This is a genomic window from Pseudomonas sp. OIL-1, from assembly GCF_010669185.1.
Lineage (GTDB): Bacteria > Pseudomonadota > Gammaproteobacteria > Pseudomonadales > Pseudomonadaceae > Halopseudomonas > Halopseudomonas profundi.
The window spans coordinates 793,151-812,379 of the sequence record NZ_CP048629.1; the positions used below are offsets into that span (position 1 = coordinate 793,151).

General features: G+C 58.6%; 14 protein-coding genes. 6 read left to right on the top strand and 8 right to left on the bottom strand.

Annotated features, from left to right (window positions below):
• Positions 1-103: 103 nt before the first annotated feature.
• On the bottom strand, positions 104-622 hold the full coding sequence (locus G3M63_RS03595; RefSeq protein WP_163981895.1) for an ATP-dependent zinc protease: 519 nt from the start codon (positions 620-622) through the stop codon (positions 104-106).
• A gap of 171 nt (positions 623-793) precedes the next feature.
• On the opposite strand from G3M63_RS03595, the gene G3M63_RS03600 reads away from it, so the two are divergent.
• Positions 794-1,255: an isoprenylcysteine carboxylmethyltransferase family protein gene (locus G3M63_RS03600; RefSeq protein WP_163981896.1), complete on the top strand. Its 462-nt coding sequence runs from the start codon at positions 794-796 to the stop codon at positions 1,253-1,255.
• Between the two features lie 9 nt (positions 1,256-1,264).
• On the opposite strand, the gene G3M63_RS03605 is transcribed toward G3M63_RS03600, so the two are convergent.
• The 4 genes from G3M63_RS03605 to G3M63_RS03620 all read right to left on the bottom strand — a co-directional run bounded on the left by G3M63_RS03605 (position 1,265) and on the right by G3M63_RS03620 (position 10,983).
• Positions 1,265-2,344, bottom strand: coding sequence for a DUF1615 domain-containing protein (locus G3M63_RS03605; RefSeq protein WP_178101030.1), 1,080 nt, complete (start codon positions 2,342-2,344; stop codon positions 1,265-1,267).
• 352 nt (positions 2,345-2,696) lie between these two features.
• Positions 2,697-4,829, bottom strand: a complete 2,133-nt coding sequence (locus G3M63_RS03610) for a methyl-accepting chemotaxis protein (protein WP_256669931.1) — start codon at positions 4,827-4,829, stop codon at positions 2,697-2,699.
• Between the two features lie 213 nt (positions 4,830-5,042).
• Positions 5,043-8,429 carry an ammonium transporter gene (gene amt / locus G3M63_RS03615; RefSeq protein ID WP_163981898.1) on the bottom strand — a complete coding sequence of 1,129 codons (3,387 nt, stop codon included), beginning with the start codon at positions 8,427-8,429 and terminating at the stop codon, positions 5,043-5,045.
• Between the two features lie 250 nt (positions 8,430-8,679).
• Complete coding sequence (locus G3M63_RS03620) at positions 8,680-10,983, bottom strand: bifunctional diguanylate cyclase/phosphodiesterase (RefSeq protein ID WP_163981899.1); 2,304 nt, start codon at positions 10,981-10,983, stop codon at positions 8,680-8,682.
• Positions 10,984-11,135: 152 nt separating this feature from the next.
• Here G3M63_RS03620 and desA point away from each other — a divergent pair, with 152 nt between their 5' ends.
• Positions 11,136-12,329, top strand: a complete 1,194-nt coding sequence (gene desA / locus G3M63_RS03625) for a delta-9 fatty acid desaturase DesA (protein WP_163981900.1) — start codon at positions 11,136-11,138, stop codon at positions 12,327-12,329.
• Positions 12,330-12,517: 188 nt separating this feature from the next.
• Positions 12,518-13,408, top strand: a complete 891-nt coding sequence (locus G3M63_RS03630) for a M23 family metallopeptidase (RefSeq protein WP_163981901.1) — start codon at positions 12,518-12,520, stop codon at positions 13,406-13,408.
• Positions 13,409-13,493: 85 nt separating this feature from the next.
• On the opposite strand, the gene rpmG is transcribed toward G3M63_RS03630, so the two are convergent.
• The 3 genes from rpmG to radC form a co-directional block, all read right to left on the bottom strand.
• Complete coding sequence (rpmG, locus tag G3M63_RS03635; RefSeq protein WP_150276539.1) at positions 13,494-13,649, bottom strand: 50S ribosomal protein L33; 156 nt, start codon at positions 13,647-13,649, stop codon at positions 13,494-13,496.
• Positions 13,650-13,660: 11 nt separating this feature from the next.
• Positions 13,661-13,897 (bottom strand): 50S ribosomal protein L28, encoded by a 237-nt coding sequence (gene rpmB / locus G3M63_RS03640; protein ID WP_150299782.1) that lies wholly within the window; start codon positions 13,895-13,897, stop codon positions 13,661-13,663.
• 182 nt (positions 13,898-14,079) lie between these two features.
• A complete protein-coding gene (gene radC, locus G3M63_RS03645) occupies positions 14,080-14,754 on the bottom strand; it encodes a DNA repair protein RadC (RefSeq protein ID WP_150299783.1) in 675 nt (224 codons plus the stop codon).
• A gap of 212 nt (positions 14,755-14,966) precedes the next feature.
• Here radC and coaBC point away from each other — a divergent pair, with 212 nt between their 5' ends.
• The 3 genes from coaBC to G3M63_RS19630 are packed head-to-tail and all read left to right on the top strand — an operon-like array spanning position 14,967 to position 19,212.
• Entirely contained in the window at positions 14,967-16,181 is a 1,215-nt protein-coding gene (coaBC, locus tag G3M63_RS03650) for a bifunctional phosphopantothenoylcysteine decarboxylase/phosphopantothenate--cysteine ligase CoaBC (protein ID WP_150299784.1), read from the top strand.
• A 9-nt stretch (positions 16,182-16,190) separates the two neighbouring features.
• Positions 16,191-16,646 (top strand): dUTP diphosphatase, encoded by a 456-nt coding sequence (dut, locus tag G3M63_RS03655; RefSeq protein ID WP_150299785.1) that lies wholly within the window; start codon positions 16,191-16,193, stop codon positions 16,644-16,646.
• A 31-nt stretch (positions 16,647-16,677) separates the two neighbouring features.
• Positions 16,678-19,212, top strand: coding sequence for a phosphomannomutase/phosphoglucomutase (locus tag G3M63_RS19630; RefSeq protein ID WP_306110146.1), 2,535 nt, complete (start codon positions 16,678-16,680; stop codon positions 19,210-19,212).
• The last annotated feature ends 17 nt before the right edge of the window (positions 19,213-19,229 follow it).

Below are 19,229 nucleotides of genomic sequence, written 5' to 3' on the forward strand. Positions count from 1 at the left end.
ATTGCAACGCGCGAAACCGGTTAGTTCGCAGTATAGATCAGAGAATCAGGCCTGCTGACCGGATAGCAAGAACCGGCCAGCAACTGGACAACTGCCAGGCAGATCAGGCGCAGCCAGGCGCGCCTGCGGAGTATTTCAGGCTGGGGTCAACCACCGCATCGAACTGCTGCAAGGCGGTAGAGCCAATGAGCAAGGGGTATGAGAACGCGGTGCGATCGGTCAGATTCACTTCGATATTTTCCCGCTCGCCGCCCAGGCAAACATCCATCTCGATCACCGGACGCGTGGTGTAGTCCTTGGTTTCCCCATCGGGAATGTCATCGGAGCGGCGCTTGATCTGGCTGATGCGCACAACCGGGCGTTCCAGCGTCTTGCCTTGTTTGGCGCCGTCGACGGCGAGATCGAAACGCACCCAGTCGCCATCCTCGCGTTCAAACATTTCGATATTCAAAGCGCTCAACGATGCAGTCACTGCCCCTGTGTCCAGCTTGGCCGGCACGTCCAACGCCAAATCGGCCAGCCGGGCGTTCTCGCTGACACCGTATACGGTCCGTTCGTTAGCCAATCCTGCCGTAGAGAGCATCATCAGACTGGAAAAGAAAGCTACCGTTTTCAAATACATGGAAACCTCATGAGTACTGTGGAGCCTCTACGACCACACAGCTGAAAGACTGTTCGGCGCAGCGCCTACCGCACGTCGGACAGCCCGCTCAAGCAAATATCGAACGAGGCTTGCGTCTACGGCTGCGAGAGAGGTATACAAAACCTACACGGACGTACGAGGAAAAGTGTTTTGAACAAACTTGAATTGAAGGTACCGCCGCTGGTACTGGTTACGCTCTGCATGCTGCTGATGTGGGCTATCTCGCACCTGTTCGCAGGACTCAGCTCGAGCATCCCGGGAGCCTCCGCCCTCGCCGGCCTGCTCGCTGCGGCGGGTGTGTTTATCGCCGTGGCGGGCGTTGTCAACTTCCGTCAGGCCAGGACCACCGTCGACCCCACCGCTCCGGAACGCGCAACCTCGATCGTCAGCTCGGGTATCTACCGATCCAGCCGCAATCCCATGTACCTGGGCTTTGCGCTCTGTCTCGCTGCCTGGGCGGTGTGGCTGGAGAACCCGCCCGCCTTCCTGGTTCTGCCCGGCTTTGTGCTGTACATGAACCGTTTCCAGATTCGCCCCGAAGAACGCATGCTCAGTGAGAAGTTTGGCAGCGAGTACAGCCGCTATTGTCAGTCAGTGCGCCGCTGGTTCTAGCCTTCCCGGTTATTGGGCCGCACCGGCCCGCACCATGCACTGTCTGCGCCGCTCATCGACCCGATTGGCAAACCAGCCGGTGGTCAGCTCCCGGGTAATCTTGGGACTTTCCAGGGTAATCCGCGGAATCATCTCGCGCGGCAAAGGTTCGCCTTCCAGCGTGTCAGCCAACTCGAATAGCCGCTTGTACAAGCGGGTATCGGAAAACTCCAGCTCAATGCTCTTTTCCAGATCGCGCCTGATGCTGTTGTCATTCATGCCGAGCTGTTTGCTCAGCGAACGCACCGCGCGCTCGGTGGCACCCACTGTGCTGGAGCCATGCACAATCAGGTCGCCATCCAGCGCCAGCGCTATACCCGTGGCCTTGCTGACGGCGTTCTGGAAGGCGGCGTTACGGCTGGCGTACCAGCCAGCATTGAAATCGGCGTAGCGGTATAACGGACGCGTGTAGTCAGCCGGGTAACCCAACAGGTGCGCAATACCAAAGAACATCCCGCCGCGCCGGGTGAAGACTTCGTCACGCATTGATCCGCTGATCGGATAGGGATAGACGTCCCGCTGCGTCTCGGCGAAGGCGATACTGACCTGCATCGGCCCGCCGGTCTGTACCGGATTGAAGCTGCCGAACAGCTGTTTGCCAAGCGGAACCACGCTGATGAAATCGTCGAAGACGGCATTAAGCTGCTTTTCCGAGCGCACCTGACTCAGGCGTTCCTCATAGGTCTCGCCCGTTGGCGATTCCATCCGCAGTGCGGCATTGACCAGAAATCCGGGGATGCGCAGTGTGCTCGCGCGACGGTCAATCTCCTCCCGCGCAATTTTGGCGAGGCCAGGAACCGGCGGCGCCACCTGAAAGGTGGATTCCTGTGCGGTTACGGCCAGCACCGAGCAGATATTTTCCGCGTGCGGCTCGATATCAAGCGTGGTGAATGCCACCTGAATATCCCTCGCCCAACCCTCCCGGTCTGCCACGTCAGCAGGCAGTAACCGCAGTACCTGCGCCTGAACTGCAGCCGGCCGGTGCTCCGGCGGCGTCACACCAGGCCGCGTGCTGCAACCAGCCAATATCCCCAGGCCGATCAGCAGCATCAATCCTGCGCAGCGTCGAACGAGACCTGCGCGCTCAACCTCGAACCGCGCTCCGAACGCGGCTGGACAGGACAAGGAAAAACGGGACTGCGGGATATGATCTGAAAGCATGTTTAGCGGTTACTTGTGGTCGAGTCAGTGCCATTCGCCACGCAGGGAAATGCCCGCGCGGCGACCGAATAGGTATTGACCCAGGCCGGGCGTCAAAGTGCGCTGCCGCTGTACAACGCTGTCCTGCGGCGGCGCGGTCAACGGGGTTGTGGATGTCTCAAGTGTGCCAAATGCTTAAGCCATGTGGTAATCATCCACCCGATTAGCGGACACAGGATTTCGTCTGACGGGCCTTCAGCCCTCAGGCGCGGTCAGCGCTGACCTGGAAGGTGTCGGATAATTGGTGCAAGCGTTGCGCAGTTTCTCTGACCTGATCTGAACTGATACGCAGGGTTCGGACCACATCGCCCATTGATTCCGTAGCGCTTGCGACCTGGCTAGCCTGACGGCCATGCTCCTTGCTATTGGTCTCCATTACCGAAATCACCTCAAACAGCTGCTCGACGGTACTATGCAACACGTCGTTGTCGTCCGAGGCGTTGCCTGCGTCCTGCAACTGCAGATCCACATCGGATACGCCCTGCTCCATCAGTTCCACCGCCTGCCGTGTGGCGTCGCGAATGGACGTAACCCCGCGGCTGATTTCTTCTGCGGCGCTGGCTGTACGCAGAGCCAGTGCGCGCACCTCGTCGGCTACAACGGCGAAGCCGCGACCATGTTCACCCGCGCGTGCAGCTTCGATAGCTGCATTCAGCGCTAGCAGGTTGGTCTGGCTGGTGATGTCGCTGATCACCGACACCATCCCCACAATCTCACCCGATCGCTGATCCAGCTTCTGTACGCTGAGGGCCGAGGTGGCGACAATATCGCGAATCTTCTGCGTACCACTGCACACCACGTCCAGCCGCTGGCGAGCAGAGTCGACCACTTCTGCCATGGTCTTTTTCATCTCAGCAGCGGTGACCGAGGCACTGCTGACCGTTGCCAGTTGAGACTCGATCATGGTCAACATCTGGGCAATGTTCTCGGTTACCTCTTCGGCCATATCGCTCGCCCCGCGGTTATGCCCCAGCATTTGCTCGCTATTCTGTACTGCATGATGACTGGCCTGTTTCACTCGGCCTACGATGGTATCCAGGCTGTCCAGAAAGCTGTTGACCCAGCGCCCCAGCTCACCGGTTTCGTCAGCGACAAAGCGTGAGGTATCCAGCCGCTGCCTCAGATTGCCTTCACCCTCCGCTATGTTGCGTATGATCTCGGTCATTCGGCCCATGCGCCTGGCCAAACGCTTGGTACCCCGGCGCCAGAACCAGAAAGCAGACAGGCCCACGGCGGACAGATTCAACAGACTGGCCGCAGCTTGGCCGAGACCAGAATAAGCGGTACCAATCTGACACAGGCTGATGAACAGCATGAGACCCAGGAACAGCCTCATCAGGTCGTAGCTCAGCGAACGGTAGCGGTAAACTTCTTCCAGGTCGGCTTCGCACATCATGCCCCAGCGATCCGGTGAGCCGGTAAGGCTGAAGGTGATCCCTTTGCCGATAACCGGAATGTGGCGGTAGTCCGAATAGCCTGGGTAGGCGACGTAGAGGTTATGTCCCTTACGTATGGTTTCACGAACGCCGGGGTGGAGCTGACCGGTCGCCGGGTCAGTAAAACGTAGCTCGAGCTCAGTGTGCTCCCGTACGCTCACTTGGCCCCAGGCCGTCCGGATACCGCTCTTGAGGTTGTCACCGTGATTGAACGTGTCGTCTTCGAAACGCGAGCGGGAGAGCGCACGCCCCTGCTCGATAGTCCTGTCAAAACGGGAATCGACCATGAAAATATAGTTGTCGCCAGACTCCGGGTAGATGTGTCCAGCTTCACGCTGGATCAAATCGCCCACCACGTCATTGGGTATCCGCGCACACAGGCAGCCTCCGTTGGACATGGGCTGGTAAAACATCAGTGTCACGGCGTCGTGAAAGCTGGACGTGGACGGGCCAAGCGACTTGGTTCGGTCGTCCACATAAGGGCCATGCAAGAAGGGTTTCTGTAGCCCGGTTTGTATGGCGGCGGTATCGAGTTTAAAGGCCGCGCCATGCCGGGCGCTGCTGGCAGTGACCTCGCCACTGCTGTTGATGATGAATAATTCCGAGGCATCCGGCATCTTCTTCAGCAGTTGACCAAGTCGATCGCTGTCTGGCGCGTGGGTCTGCGCACTTATGCTTTGGGATACCGATGCAAGCGTGTTCCACTGGTTATCGCACCATTGCTGCAACAGGCGGACCCGCGTCTGAGCGATGCTCTCGAATATGTCCTTGAGCTGCCCGTAGCGATTGTTATTTATCCAACAGGCCCACCCCATTCGCAGCTTGCCGGTTGGACCTAGCCAAGGCAGCCATTTACGTTCTGTCTGGGTAAGCACCATTTGATCGCTATGTAGAGACATCCCTGAATTCCTTATGCACGACCCGACTCAAGCAAGCAGCGGGCCAGAGGTCTATGATTCTCGTGTTCCGGTTTCCTGTGCGCCACGCGGTCGGTGGCGGAGCCAAGTGGTTTTGCTTTATTACGATGAGCTACGTTCCGGTCCGCAACAGGTCCGCTGCTCTGGCGGCGGCCAACGCTTCGACCGACATCAGCAGATAAGATCATCGCTATGCTATCTCGGCATCATCCGCACCCCGTCCAACTCGCTGAGAGGGCGGGGATGGCCCAGGAGGTAGCCCTGGGCATAGTCCACCCCCAGCTCGCGCAACCGCTCGAGAATGGCTTCGTTCTCCACATACTCCGCGACGGTCTTCAAACCCATCTCATGGCCTATGGTGTTGATTGAACTGACCATGGCTGCGGCGATCGGGTCCGTCTCGATATCCTTAACGAACACCCCGTCTATTTTCAGGATGTCCACCGGCAGCGTCTTCAGGTAGGCGAAGGATGACAGCCCCGATCCGAAGTCATCCAACGCAAAGTGGCAACCGATAGTCTTGAGCCGTTGCATGAATATGACTGCACGACTGAGATTGGCGATCGCGCTGGTTTCGGTAATCTCAAAACAGATACAGCTGGCAGGTATCTGATGACGCTTGATGGTGTCGAGCACGAATTCGAGGAAACCGTCCTCGCCTAGGGATGCTGCAGCCAGGTTGATCGAGTAGTGTCCGAGCGGGCCCTTGCTACGACGTTGATAATCACCGACCCAGGCCAGAAAGTTGCCCACTACCCAGCGATCAATTGCCGTCGCCAGATCATAGCGCTCGGCGGCGGGCATGAACGCGCCTGGTGGGATAATGCGTCCATCGTCGCCCAGCATTCGCACCAGCACTTCGTAGCGAGGCCCGCCGGGCTCCGCATGTACAGGTATGATTGGCTGGACATACAGACGGAGCAAATCCCGGTCCACCGCTTCTCTGATCCGGTTGACCCAGAGCATCTCACCGCGACGCTCAATCAATATCTGATCATCGGCCTGGTAGATGTGAATGCGGTTACGCCCGGCATCCTTTGCTGCGTAGCAAGCACTGTCTGCAGCACTCAACAATTCGCCGAGAGAATGCATTTGCTCACCAATGAGCACCAGACCGATGCTGACCCCGATGGCGAAAGTCCTGTTTTCCCAGCTGAAGCGAAAATCTTCAACCAGGCTGCGAATATCGTCAGCAACCGGTATCGCCTCTTCAAGCGAGCACCCAACCAGCAACAACCCAAACTCATCCCCACCCAACCTCGCCAGTACATCCGAGCTGCGAATACGGGTCTGAAATAATCGAGCAAGCTGGCGCAGCAACTCATCGCCTGCAGCGTGCCCACAGGTATCGTTGACTATCTTGAACTGGTCAAGATCCATGTAGCAGAGAACCTGTTTACGGTCGCTCTCCTGGTGAGCCTGAACGGCCATCGCCAGGCGTCGCTCGAATTCGGAACGATTGGCCAAGCCGGTGAGCGCATCGTGTGCAGCCTGGTGAGACAACTCATTGGCCATCCGCCGGGTAGAGGTGACATCCCGAAATGTAAGCACTGCCCCAATAATCCGCCCTTCCTGATCGTGCATCAGGGCGACGGCATCTTGAATATAAACTTGCTCGCCATCCCGTTTTCGCAGCAGCGATATGATTTCACCCTGACCCACCAGCGCTCTGCGGTGTCGGCGCAAAAGGGCCGTAACCGGATTCCCAAGTGGCGCGTCAGTCTGCTCGTCGAATAGCTGGTAGACCTCCTCAAGCGGCCGGTCGCTGGCCTGTTCAGCGCTCCAGCCAGTGAGCTTTTCGGCTACCGGGTTGAGATAGCGCACCCGGCCATCAGGGCCTGTAGTGATAACGCCATCGCCAATCGAAGCCAGCGTAACCTGCGCCAGCGTCTTTTCCTGAAATAGCTGCTGCTCTACCCGCCTGCGTTCGGTGATGTCCCGAATCATGCAGGTATAAAACGGGTCGTCCAAGGCGCCGCGGCTCACGGTCAGCTCGGCAACGAACGACTGGTCGTGGCGAGTGAACAACACTTCCTGCTTCAGCTCGTTGCCAGCCTCGGGCAGCGGCAGACCACCCCAGCCCTGCTCCGCCACCAATCCCCGTATGGGCTGACCAATCAGATCTGAGGCGCCCCGGCCAAACAGCCGCTCCGCACCCGGATTGCAGGTCGTCAGCAGCCCTTCGGCTGAGCAGGTTACAACGCCGTCGCGAATGTCGCGAACGATGGCCTGAGTCATGCCCACGGCGCTGCGAAGCGCGCGAATCACCTTGTTGTATTGAGCTGCAATCTGACCCACCTCGGTGAACGGCTCGACCAGTACTTCCTGTTCGAAACGTCCGTCGTGCTGGTGAGCCTCCATGGCATCCAAAAGCTCAATCAGTTCGGTACGGGCACCATGCTCGGAAACATTCAGCCCTACCATTTCCGCTTCGGTGCTGACTCTCATCGGCAACCAGCGACTGATAGTCTGCAGCAATATCCAGGTCACCCCAAACGCCCACAACCCCGCCACCATGATGCCTTCGAACTGCACCATTAATTGCTCCCAGCGGCTGAGTCCGGTGTTCAGCAGCTCCAGGTCAGCAAACAGGGCAACCGCGAGGGTGCCCCATATGCCGCTGGCAAGATGCACTGGTACCGCACTCACCGCGTCGTCGATCCGCCAGCGATACATCAGCCGGTCAGCGCCGTACATCACCAGGCTTCCGGTGAAACCGATCATCACCGCGGAGCCGGCGGAGACCACGTGCGCACTGGCAGTTATGGAAACCATTCCGGCAATGAGCCCGTTCAACGGATAAACCGGATCGACATGACGCCAGCGTAGCCACGAGGCCAGCATGCCGCCGAGGATGCCAACCACGCCAGCCAGAACAGTATTCGCGATGATGCCCGGCACGATGGTGTCAAAACGAAAGGTACTTCCGCCGTTGAAGCCGAACCAACCGAACATGAGCAAAAGCCCGCCGAGCATCGCTACCGGCAGATTCGAACCCGGCAGGCTCCGACCCTCACGATCCAGCTCAAATCGGCCCCGTCTTGGCCCCAACACCAGGATCACAGCCAATGCAATCCAACCGCCGACTGAGTGCACGACCGTTGAGCCAGCAAAGTCAGTAAACCCTCTCGCAGCGAGCCAACCAACCGACTCGCTGAAAGCCCCGGCCCACGCCCAGTGGCCATACAACGGATATATGAGTCCAGCGGCGATGACGGTTACGACCAGGTATCCGCTAAAGCGCATTCGCTCAGCGGCCGCTCCGGAAACGATGGTCGCTGCGGTGGTGCAGAACATCGCCTGGAACAGGAAAAAGGCGGCGCGCCAGGTATCGTCGAACGAGACCATAAAGAAACCGGTGCCGAACCAGCCATTGGCGCTGCTGCCGAACATGAGTCCGAAGCCGAACAGCCAGTACAGAACGATGGCTACGCTTAGATCCGCCATGTTCTTTACTGCTACGTTTATTGCGTTCTTGCTGCGAGTCAGGCCTGACTCCAGGCAGAGGAAGCCCAACTGCATATTGAAGACAAGACCGGCGCACAGCACGATCCATAATACGTCTATCGTCTCGAATGACATTCCCTGTTTCCCCAATGCACCACAGACCCAGCACCATAATGGCGTTTTGATATATATGAATGCTTTTCACATGCGCTAAATAAGTGCGTTTCGGCACACTGTGGTGTGCTCTGAACACTGAGGAGGGTTACTGCAGTTTCTATACCACACTAGGCAAATAAAGCTCGCAACAGGGTATCGCGGACCATTCAACGAGACCCCGACGCCAGTCCGCCCGCCTCAGCGATGGCACATCGGTATCATCCGAGCGCTAGGGTGTGCTGGCCGGCTTATCGTGATCAGGAAAGGACTTACGCAACAAAGCTTCCAGCTGTTCCGCCGGGACTGGCTTGCTGTAAAGGTAGCCCTGACCATAGTCGCACTGAAGCTCGCCAAGCAGGCTCTCCTGAGCCAGCGTTTCGATGCCTTCGGCAGTGATGGTCAATTGCAGGCTCTTGCCCAGAGCGATAATCGCCCGGGCGATAGCGCTATCGTTAATATCACCGGGCAGGTCCATGGTGAACCCGCGATCGATCTTGAGTTTGGTAACTGGCAACCGCTTGAGGCGCAGGAGAGAAGAATAACCCGTGCCGAAGTCATCAATCGCCAGCTTGACGCCGAGGTTGCGCAGAGCGTCCAGCACCGGGCCGCTCTTTTCGCCATGTTCCATGATCTCGTCTTCGGTGACTTCAAGTTCGAGATAATGTGCCGGCAGACCGGTATCCTTCAGCGCTGCCTGCACGGCGGCGATGACCTCGCCGCGCTGCAGCCAGTAACCCGACATATTTACAGCCACCGTTTCCAGCGCAAAGCCCATATTCAGCCAACGGCGCATCTGACCACAGGCGACATGCAGAACGTACTCGTCGATTGCCGACATCAGCCCGGCATGTTGCGCTGCAGGCAGGAAATCCATAGGCGGAATAATTCCCAGCTTCGGGTGCTCCCAGCGTACCAGGGCCTCCATGCCCACCATCCGTCCGCTGGCCAGGTCTTTCTGCGGCTGAAAATACACACGTAACTGTTCATCCCGGATTGCCTTGTGCAGCTCGGACTCCAGTGTCATCTGCCGGCGCGCATGGTGTGTAAGTGCCTGGGTGTAATAAGCATAGGTGTTGCGGCCATTCTTCTTCGCCAGGGTGACGGCCGTGTCTGCGTTCTTGAGCAACTCCGCACTGTCTTCGCCGTCTTCGGGGTAGACGCTCATGCCCAGGCTACAACTCAGATGCAGTGATCTGTCGTCGATATCGAAAGGCTTGTCAAAAGCCCGCTGAATCCGCAGGGCAAAGGGCGTCAGATCCCCGGCTTCGGCCAGATCCTCAACCAACATGATGAACTCGTCACCACTCAACCGCGCCAGGGTGTCCTGTTCGCGGCACAGCTCAGAAAGACGCTCTGCGGCGATGCGCAACAATTCATCCCCGGCGGTATGCCCCATACTGTCGTTGATCGCCTTGAATCGGTCGATATCGATGAAGATCAAGCCCAGGCGGCTATCGTTGCGCTTGGCCCGAGACAGCGCGTTACCCAGTCGTTCAATCATGAGGAGGCGGTTGGGCAGGCGGGTGAGCGGATCATGATGCGCCAGAAAGTCTATTTCTTCCTGCGAACGTTTGATCTGCGATATATCGGCAAACACCGCTACATAGTGCGACAGGCCACCGCTCTCGTCGTACACCGCGTTGATAGTTTCCCATTGCGGATAGATTTCGCCGTCCTGCCTGCGGTTCCAGATCTCACCCTGCCAACTGCCCGTTGACCGCAATTGCCGCCATAATTCCGTGTAGAACTGCTCGGGATGCCAGCCTGATTTAAGTAATGAAGGCGTCTGGCCAATGGCCGTTTCAGCGTCGTAGCCGGTGATCCTGCAAAACGCAGGATTGACACTGACGATACGGTTTTGATCGTCAGTGACCACCACGCCCTCGGTGGTACTTTCCATGACCACCGCCGCCTGCTGCAAACTCTCCTCGTTCAATTTCTGTTCGGTGACGTCCCGAACGATCCCTATCAGGCGCACGGCTCGATTTCGCTGGTTGCGGATAGCCCTGCCACGCGCGTGGATCCAGACGTATTCGCCGTTCAGGTTCTGAATTCGATGATTATTGTCGAAACGCTCGGTGACGCCGCGAAAATGCGAACGGATCGCGTGCCGTGTCGCGGCAAGATCATCAGGATGCACCCGCTGCAACCAGACGACACTCAGGTCGACGTCTGATGAGCCCGGGTAGCCGATAATTTCCAGACAGCGGTCAGAAAAATACACGCTTCCGGCTTCGATATCCCAGTCCCACACACCATCATTGGAGCCCGCAAGCGCCAAATCAAAACGTTCCTGATTGAGTTGCAGCAAACGCTGCTGTTCGGCGCGGCGGTTCAACTGCTGCATCGACGCGAAGAACACCAGTGCCGTGGTCACCAGAACGAAAAGGATGCCCTTGGAGGTCTGCATCCAGCGCTGAGCCAAAGGCTCCAGGCCAAGAGCGACCAGCAAGTAGTCGCTAAACAGAATCCACAACATGGCCACCGTCGAATACAACATCGCTACGCGAAACGCGCTTCGGCTAAGGCTCATAGGTCTGAATTATTCTTTTGCAAAATCAGGCCTCATCTTAGCTGCTTGACGACTTGTGGTCATGCAAACAGGCAGATATTGCTACATACTGATTCCTAGCAGTCAGGGACAGCGTTCCTGCTCCCAAATTTCTGTCAGAGGTTCATTCTGCTATGTGGTACAACGGTTTACTCGATCCTTCCGGCTGGCAAGTGCTCGCCATCATACTGGTGCTGACCCATATCACCATCGTCAGTGTGACCGTATATCTGCACCGCTATTCGGCGCACCGCTCCCTGGAGCTGCACCCGGCGCTCAAACACTTCTTCCGATTCTGGTTGTGGATGACTACAGCCATGAATACCCGCGAATGGACTGCGATCCACCGCAAGCATCACGCCAAATGCGAAACCCCCGACGACCCGCATAGCCCTGTTCACAAAGGCTTGACCACAGTGCTGCGCAAGGGCGCCGAGCTGTATATGGAAGAAGCCAAGAACGAGGAAACGCTGCGCATCTACGGCAAGAACTGTCCGGATGACTGGATGGAGCGCAACGTTTACGGGCGCTTCCCCAATGGTGGCGTGAGTATGATGTTGCTGATCAATCTGGCGCTGTTTGGTGTTCTGGGCCTGACCGTCTGGGCCGTGCAGATGATGTGGATTCCGATCTTCGCTGCCGGCGTAGTCAACGGGCTAGGACACGCTGTCGGGTACCGCAACTTCGAATGCAAGGATGCGGCAACCAATATCCTGCCCTGGGGCATCCTGATTGGCGGTGAAGAGCTACATAACAACCACCACACCTACCCGAACTCGGCCAAACTCTCGGTCAAGAAGTGGGAGTTCGATATGGGCTGGATGTGGATCAGAGTGTTCAGCATGCTCGGGCTGGCAAAGGTTCGTCGTACCGCTCCGATCGCGCATCAGGTGGAAGGTAAGCAGACCCTGGATATGGACACGGCGATGGCCATCCTGAACAACCGTTTTCAGATCATGGCGCAATATCGCAAGCTGGTGATCAAGCCATTGGTGCAACAGGAGCTGCGACGCGTTGATCATTCCATTCGACATTTATTCAGCCGCGGCAAGCGCCTGCTGAGTCGTGAGCCGAGCCTTCTTGAGCCTGAGCATGAAGCGCGCATCCAGACCATGCTCGCCCACAGTCAAGTGCTCAAGGTGACTTACGAGAAGCGACTCGCACTGCAACAGATCTGGACGCGCACCAGCGCGAACGGTCATGAGATGCTGCAGGCGCTCCGCGAGTGGTGCGCCCAGGCAGAAGCCAGCCGCATCCAGGCGCTTCAGGAATTCGCTGCCTCTTTGCGGACGTACTCCCTGCAGCCCGCACCAGTATCTGCCCGCTAGCCTGCAGCCGTTACGACAAAAAGCGCACCCGGACCTCTTGTCCCGGTGCGCTTTTTTATACCCGGTGAATAGCGTCGAAAGGCTATTTTGTGTCAGCCGTCTGGTAACCCAAACGTGCGGGTCGCAACGGCGTTTGCTTCCGTTTATGCTTGCCGATCAACATACTCTGACAAAGACGGTAGCAACGGATGCGAACCCTGATTTGCGGCCTGGGCCTACTACTCTTCACCCCGGCGCTGCTCGCTTCTACCATTTACAAATTCACCGATCAAAACGGCGTCACCACCTATACCGATCAGAAGGTACAGGGCGCTCGCGAACTGGTATTCCAGGACGCCATGGTCGAAAACATCGAAAAGAAGGTCTATGTCACCACTCGCAAGCACGCGGGTGGTGAGACCTTGATCGTCAACAACGAACTACACGCCCCGGTCGAGATCGAGCTGACCATTGAAAAGCCTCGCAATGTTTCCGGCGCGCCGGACAAGCCGATTCGCTGGGTGCTACCGCCACGCGATAGCATCCGTCTGGTGACGCTTGTTCCTGAAGCAGGCAAGACTGCGAGCTATACACCACGATTGCGTTATGCGATTGGCGATCCGCGCGCCCAGCCCACCGTTACCAAATACCCGCTACCCTGGAACGGCGGACCTTTCAGGGTCACCCAGGGCCCTGGCGGCAGTTTCAGCCACACCGGCCCTAAAGGCCGTCATGCGATCGACATTGCCATGCCCGAGGGAACGCCCATTCTCGCGGCTCGTCCGGGGCTGGTAGTCAATGTGGAAAACAATCAGAGCGGGCGGGGCAGCAACCCCGCGGGCAATTTTGTACGGCTGTTACATGACGATGGCACCATGAGCGTTTACCTGCACCTGCAGCGCGGATCAGTACGCGTCAAGGCGGGTGACCGCGTGCGCACAGGCACTCCATTGGCCCGATCTGGCAATACTGGTAACAGCACCGGGCCGCACCTGCATTTCGTCATCCAGCGCAACATTGGCATGGAGACGGTATCGATTCCTTTTGAATTCTCACAACCTATAAACGGCCAGCCCAACTACGCTGTGGGCGGCGAGTAATTTTCCTCCCTTTAAAGGCGTAGCCGCGAAACCCAGGCAATAAAAAACCCGCACATGGCGGGTTTTTTATTGGATAGCCGAGATCTTATTTGATCTTGGCTTCCTTGTAGTTCACGTGCTTGCGGATGACCGGATCGAATTTCTTGATTTCGATCTTGTCAGGCGTAGTACGCTTGTTCTTGTCGGTAGTGTAGAAGTGACCAGTACCGGCAGAAGACACCAAACGAATCAATTCGCGCATGGAAGTGCTCCTTAGATTTTTTCGCCACGGGCGCGCATTTCAGCCAGCACCGCATCGATGCCGCGCTTGTCGATAATGCGCATACCTTTGGTGGAAGTACGCAGGCGTACGAAACGCTTCTCCGACTCAACCCAAAAGCGATGGTGCTGCAGGTTAGGCAGAAAACGACGCTTGCTTCTGTTGTTAGCGTGGGAAACATTGTTCCCAGTCACCGGGCCTTTGCCGGTCACTTGACATACTCGAGACATGGTTAACCCTCTCCAACCACTTGCCCAACCCGAACTGGTTGGAAGCCATAAAAGAATCTGTTGTCCAGCCGGGGCAATGAAATGGTGCGATCCTGCGCTGCCTGAATAAGACAACGCGGGCACAGCCCCGAGAAGAGCGGAGCTTTATATCAAACTGCGCCTCTTCAGGCAATGTTTTTTCATTAAAGCAAGCCCCTTTCCGCAAAGGATACAGGCTCTCCGTCCCCCACGACGAGATGGTCGAGCACGCGGATATCCACCAGCGCCAGGGACTCCTTTAACCGTCTCGTCAGCATCAGGTCGGCCTGACTTGGCTCGGAAACCCCCGACGGATGGTTATGCGTGAGAATCAACGCTGCTGCGTTGTGGGCAAGCGCGCGTTTGACCACCTCGCGGGGATAGACGCTGGCACTGTCCAGCGTGCCGCGAAACAGCTCCTCAAACGCGATGACTCGATGCTGGTTATCCAGAAACAGGCAGGCAAAGACTTCGTGGGGGAGACCGAGCAGTTGGCTTTTCAGGTAGCGGCGCACCGAACCGGGCGATGTCAGGGCGTCGCCGCGTTGCATCTCTTCATATAAATGCCGGCGGCCCATTTCCATGACGGCTTGCAGCTGCACGAATTTGGCCGGACCGAGGCCCGGGTGGCCGCAGAACAGTTTCAGATCGGCCTGCAACAGAGCGCGCAGGCTGCCAAACCCGCTCAGCAGGTCGCGCGCCAGATCCACAGCGCTGCGTCCGGGAATGCCGGTGCGCAGGAATATGGCCAGCAATTCCGCATCAGACAGCGCGGCAGCTCCCTGACTCAGCAGTTTTTCACGGGGACGTTCGGCCAGAGGCCAATCGGTTATAGCCATTCAGATGCTCCTTGCGGGGGCGGTGCGTACTTCCTTTACGCATCTATATCGAAACCGAGTATAGGCAGCCGCAACGGCCGAGGTCGAGCATGCTGCGGGCCAAGCGCTGTGGTATCTTAGCGAGCATTTGACGGGCTTCTCGTTTATCAGGAAAAACCTCAAAGAATCCGTATTTTTGGCGCTTTCAAAGCACGCCGTGGGAGAGGTAGACAATGCAGCGGTTGTTCAATAAACAGGTTGTGCTCGGCGTTAGCGGTGGAATAGCAGCGTACAAGAGCGCTGAACTGGTCAGACGGCTGCGTGACGCCGGTGCCGAGGTACGTGTGGTCATGACCGAGGCGGCGCGCGAGTTCATTACGCCGCTGACGCTGCAGGCGCTCTCTGGCCACCCGGTGCATGGTGATCTGCTCGACCCGGCTGCAGAGGCCGCAATGGGGCACATCGAGCTGGCGCGCTGGGCCGACATGGTACTGATCGCCCCAACCACGGCCGATCTGATGGCACGTTTGGCCCAGGGCCGCGGCGACGATCTACTCACCACTCTGGTGCTGGCGACGGACGCCCCGATCGCCATCGCACCGGCGATGAATCAGGCCATGTGGCGCGACCCGGCCACCCAGGCCAACCTGGCCACGCTTATATCACGCGGCGTGAAGGTGTTCGGCCCGGCTGCCGGTGAGCAGGCCTGTGGTGACATCGGCCCCGGGCGCATGCTGGAGCCAACCGACATCGCCGCCCGCGCTGCCGAATGTTTCGAATACGGCGCGCTGGCCGGCCGCCACGTACTGATTAACGCGGGCCCTACCCGTGAAGCGATTGACCCGGTGCGCTATATATCCAATCACAGCTCCGGCAAGATGGGCTTTGCCCTGGCTGCCGCCGCTGCTGAAGCGGGGGCGCGGGTTACGCTTGTCGCAGGCCCGGTCAGTCTGCCTACGCCACCGCGCGTGCAGCGTGTCGACGTGACCAGCGCACAGGAAATGCTGGACGCGTGCCAGAACGCCTTGCCGGCAGATCTGTTTATCGCTTCCGCCGCTGTAGCGGATTATCGCCCGGCCGAGTGCGCCGACAACAAGCTCAAGAAAGCCCCCGGCAACGAGGACGGTATGACGCTGTCGCTGGTACGCAACCCGGACATCCTCGCAGCCCTTGCCAATCATCCCCAGCGCCCCTGGTGCGTAGGCTTCGCCGCCGAGACCAACGACGTCCTCGCCTATGCCCAGGACAAGCTGCAGCGAAAAAACCTGAACTTGATCGTCGCGAATGATGTCAGTGTGCCAGGTATCGGGTTTAATAGTGACGACAATGCGGTAACGCTGATAGACCGCGCGCTTGAACAGCACTCCCTGCCGCATGCCAGCAAGCAGAAGCTGGCCCGGCAGATCATTGCTTTTATCGCAGACCAACTCCCTCCACCCACTGCCTGAGGATTTAGGATGCACGCGCTGCAAGCGAAGATACTTGACCCCCGCCTGGGCCAGCAATGGCCTCTACCGCACTATGCAACCGGGGGTTCGGCCGGCCTCGACTTGCGCGCACTGCTGAACGAACCACTCATCCTTGAGCCAGGGCAGACAACGTTACTGCCAACGGGGCTGGCGATTCATATCGCTGATCCCGGACTGGCTGCCATGATTTTGCCGCGCTCAGGCTTGGGCCATAAACACGGCATCGTGCTGGGCAACCTTGTTGGATTGATCGATTCGGATTACCAGGGCGAGCTGAAGGTGTCCTGCTGGAACCGCAGCCAGCAAGCGTTCACCATCGAGCCTGGCGAACGCATTGCCCAGCTGGTGCTGGTACCGGTATTGCAGGCCAGTCTCGAAATAGTCGACGACTTCGACAACAGTGCACGCGGCGCAGGTGGTTTTGGCCACACGGGCAGCCATTGAGCACATCCATCTGAGCAAGGAGGCGTTACAGATGAAACTCACCAAGGCGTTACCGGGGGCTCGATCCCCGGCGTTGCCCGGAACACTGGTTCCCTTGCTGATGGCTCTGGCCGGGCTGGGTGCCGCCGCACTATTGATCTGGTTCACATTATTCGGCGAAAGCAATCAACGTTATTCGCAGGACATGGCCCAGGCGTATGCCAGCCAACAGGCCGGTGCGCTGAACAAAGCGCTGAAACGGCTGGACGCTGACCTCACGACGCTGGCAAGCAATCCGCAGCTGCAGGTCGCCCTGACCAATGGCGGCAGCCCTGCTCTGACTCGCTCAATGCGGCATATCTACGCCGATGCGCTGGCGATCTACAGCCATCTTCCCGGCACCGCCAGCAATATCCAGAGTGACGTTGCCCCCCTGAGCTTTGCCGCGCTGGACATGATCCGCCGCGCCGAACGCAACATGCCCGTTCCAGCCGAGGCGCATAAAGTGGGCACCGAATGGCGTCTGTATGCCGCCCGCCCGCTACGGGTAACATCCAGTGCGCCTATTGGCGGATCGGTGATCGCCGTATTCGACATGCAGCGCCTGGTAGACAGCCTTCCGGCTCTGCCGCCCGAGAGCGGCCGCATCACGCTGATTCAACAGTTTCCCGACGCGCCGGAACAGATCCTGTACCAGCACGGTGAAGGCCATGGCCCTGCCTTGAGACTGCCCACCGATAATCCGGCCTGGCGCCTGGAGTTCCGGGCCGGCAGCGCGCTGTCTTCCGGGCTGGTCAATCCGTTGCTGCTGCTCGCCGCGGTGCTGCTAGCGTTGGCCGGCCTGCTCGCGGGGCTGCTCTGGCTACAGCGGCAATGGTGCGCCAGCATACAGGCGGACGCCGACGTCCTGTCCCAGCTCACCAAAGGGCACAAGGTCGCTGGATTACGCCTGGGGGTGCTGGAACCGGTCGCGCAGGCAATCATGCAGCAGGCGCAACGCCACGGGCAAACGCCAGGTGCCAGCCCGCCACGGGAAAAGCAACCAACCACGGATTCTGCCGTTGCCGCTGCACCCGTTGCGTCCCGTTCACCGGTAGTCGCCGATACCACACCGATACTCGACGAAGACGATATCCTCGACATGGATATTTTCGATGAGGAAGACCCCTTCGATATGGCTGGTAACGAGCCTGCGCCCAGCGCTCTCCCGAGCGTGCCCGCAGAGATATTCCGCGCTTACGACATCCGCGGCGTGGTCGGGCAGACCCTGACTGAAGAAAACGTGTACTGGATCGGCCGCGCAATCGGCAGTGAAAACATAACGTCCGGGCAATCGGAAATAGCCGTCGGCCGGGATGGCCGATTATCTGGCCCAAGCCTGTCAGAGCAACTGATCAGAGGCCTGATGGACAGCGGCTGCCACGTCATTGATCTTGGCATGGTGCCGACACCGGTGGTGTATTTCGCGACCCACACGCTGGAATCTTCTTCCGGCGTGGTGTTGACCGGCAGCCACAACCCCGCCGAATACAACGGGCTGAAGATTGTCATCGCCGGTCAGACGCTCTCGGAAGAACGCATCAAGGCGCTGCATACCCGCCTCGAACAGAATGACCTGAGCGCCGGCAACGGCACCCGCGAACAGCGCGACCTGCTGCCTGCCTATCAGCAGCGCATTGTTGAAGATGTCGCGCTGGCACGCCCGCTCAAGGTAGTAGTGGACTGTGGCAACGGGGTCGCCGGTGTTATCGCCCAGTCATTGCTGGAAGAGCTTGGCTGTACCGTCATACCGCTGTTCTGCACGGTGGACGGAAAATTCCCCAATCATCATCCGGATCCGAGCAAGCTGGAAAACGTCGCCGACCTTATCGCTGCGGTCCGCCAGCACGACGCCGATATCGGCGTTGCCTTCGACGGCGATGCCGACCGGCTGGGCGTGGTCACCAGCGATGGCGAGCTGATTCACCCTGATCGGTTGTTGATGCTGATGGCCGAGGATGTCGTGGTGCGCAATCCCGGCGCCGACGTCGTGTTCGATGTGAAGTGCACACGGCGTCTGCCTGCCCTGATCAGCAAGCTCGGCGGTCGACCGGTGATGTGGAAATCCGGGCATTCCCTGATCAAGGCCAAGATGAAGGAAGTCGGCGCCCTGCTCGGCGGCGAGATGAGCGGCCATATCTTTTTCCAGGAACGCTGGTACGGCTTCGACGACGGGCTCTACAGCGCGTGCCGCCTGCTGGAAATTCTCTCCGTGCAGCCGGATAACCTCACCAGCGCCGAGTTGCTGGACCGCTATCCGACCGGCCTTAGCACACCGGAATTGAACATCCGCGTCGGCGAAGAACGCAAGTTTGAGATTATTCAGGCGCTACGCGACCAGGCCGACTGGGGTCAGGGCAAGCTGACCGCGCTGGATGGCATTCGCGTTGATTATCCGCACGGCTGGGGCCTGGTCCGCGCGTCGAATACCACACCCATGTTGACCTTGCGCTTCGAAGCGGACAAACAAGACGACCTCGAGCTTGTCCAACAATTATTCCGCGATCAGCTGGCTGCCGTAGCCCCTGATCTGCAGCTGCCATTCTGAATCAGGAGAGAATCATT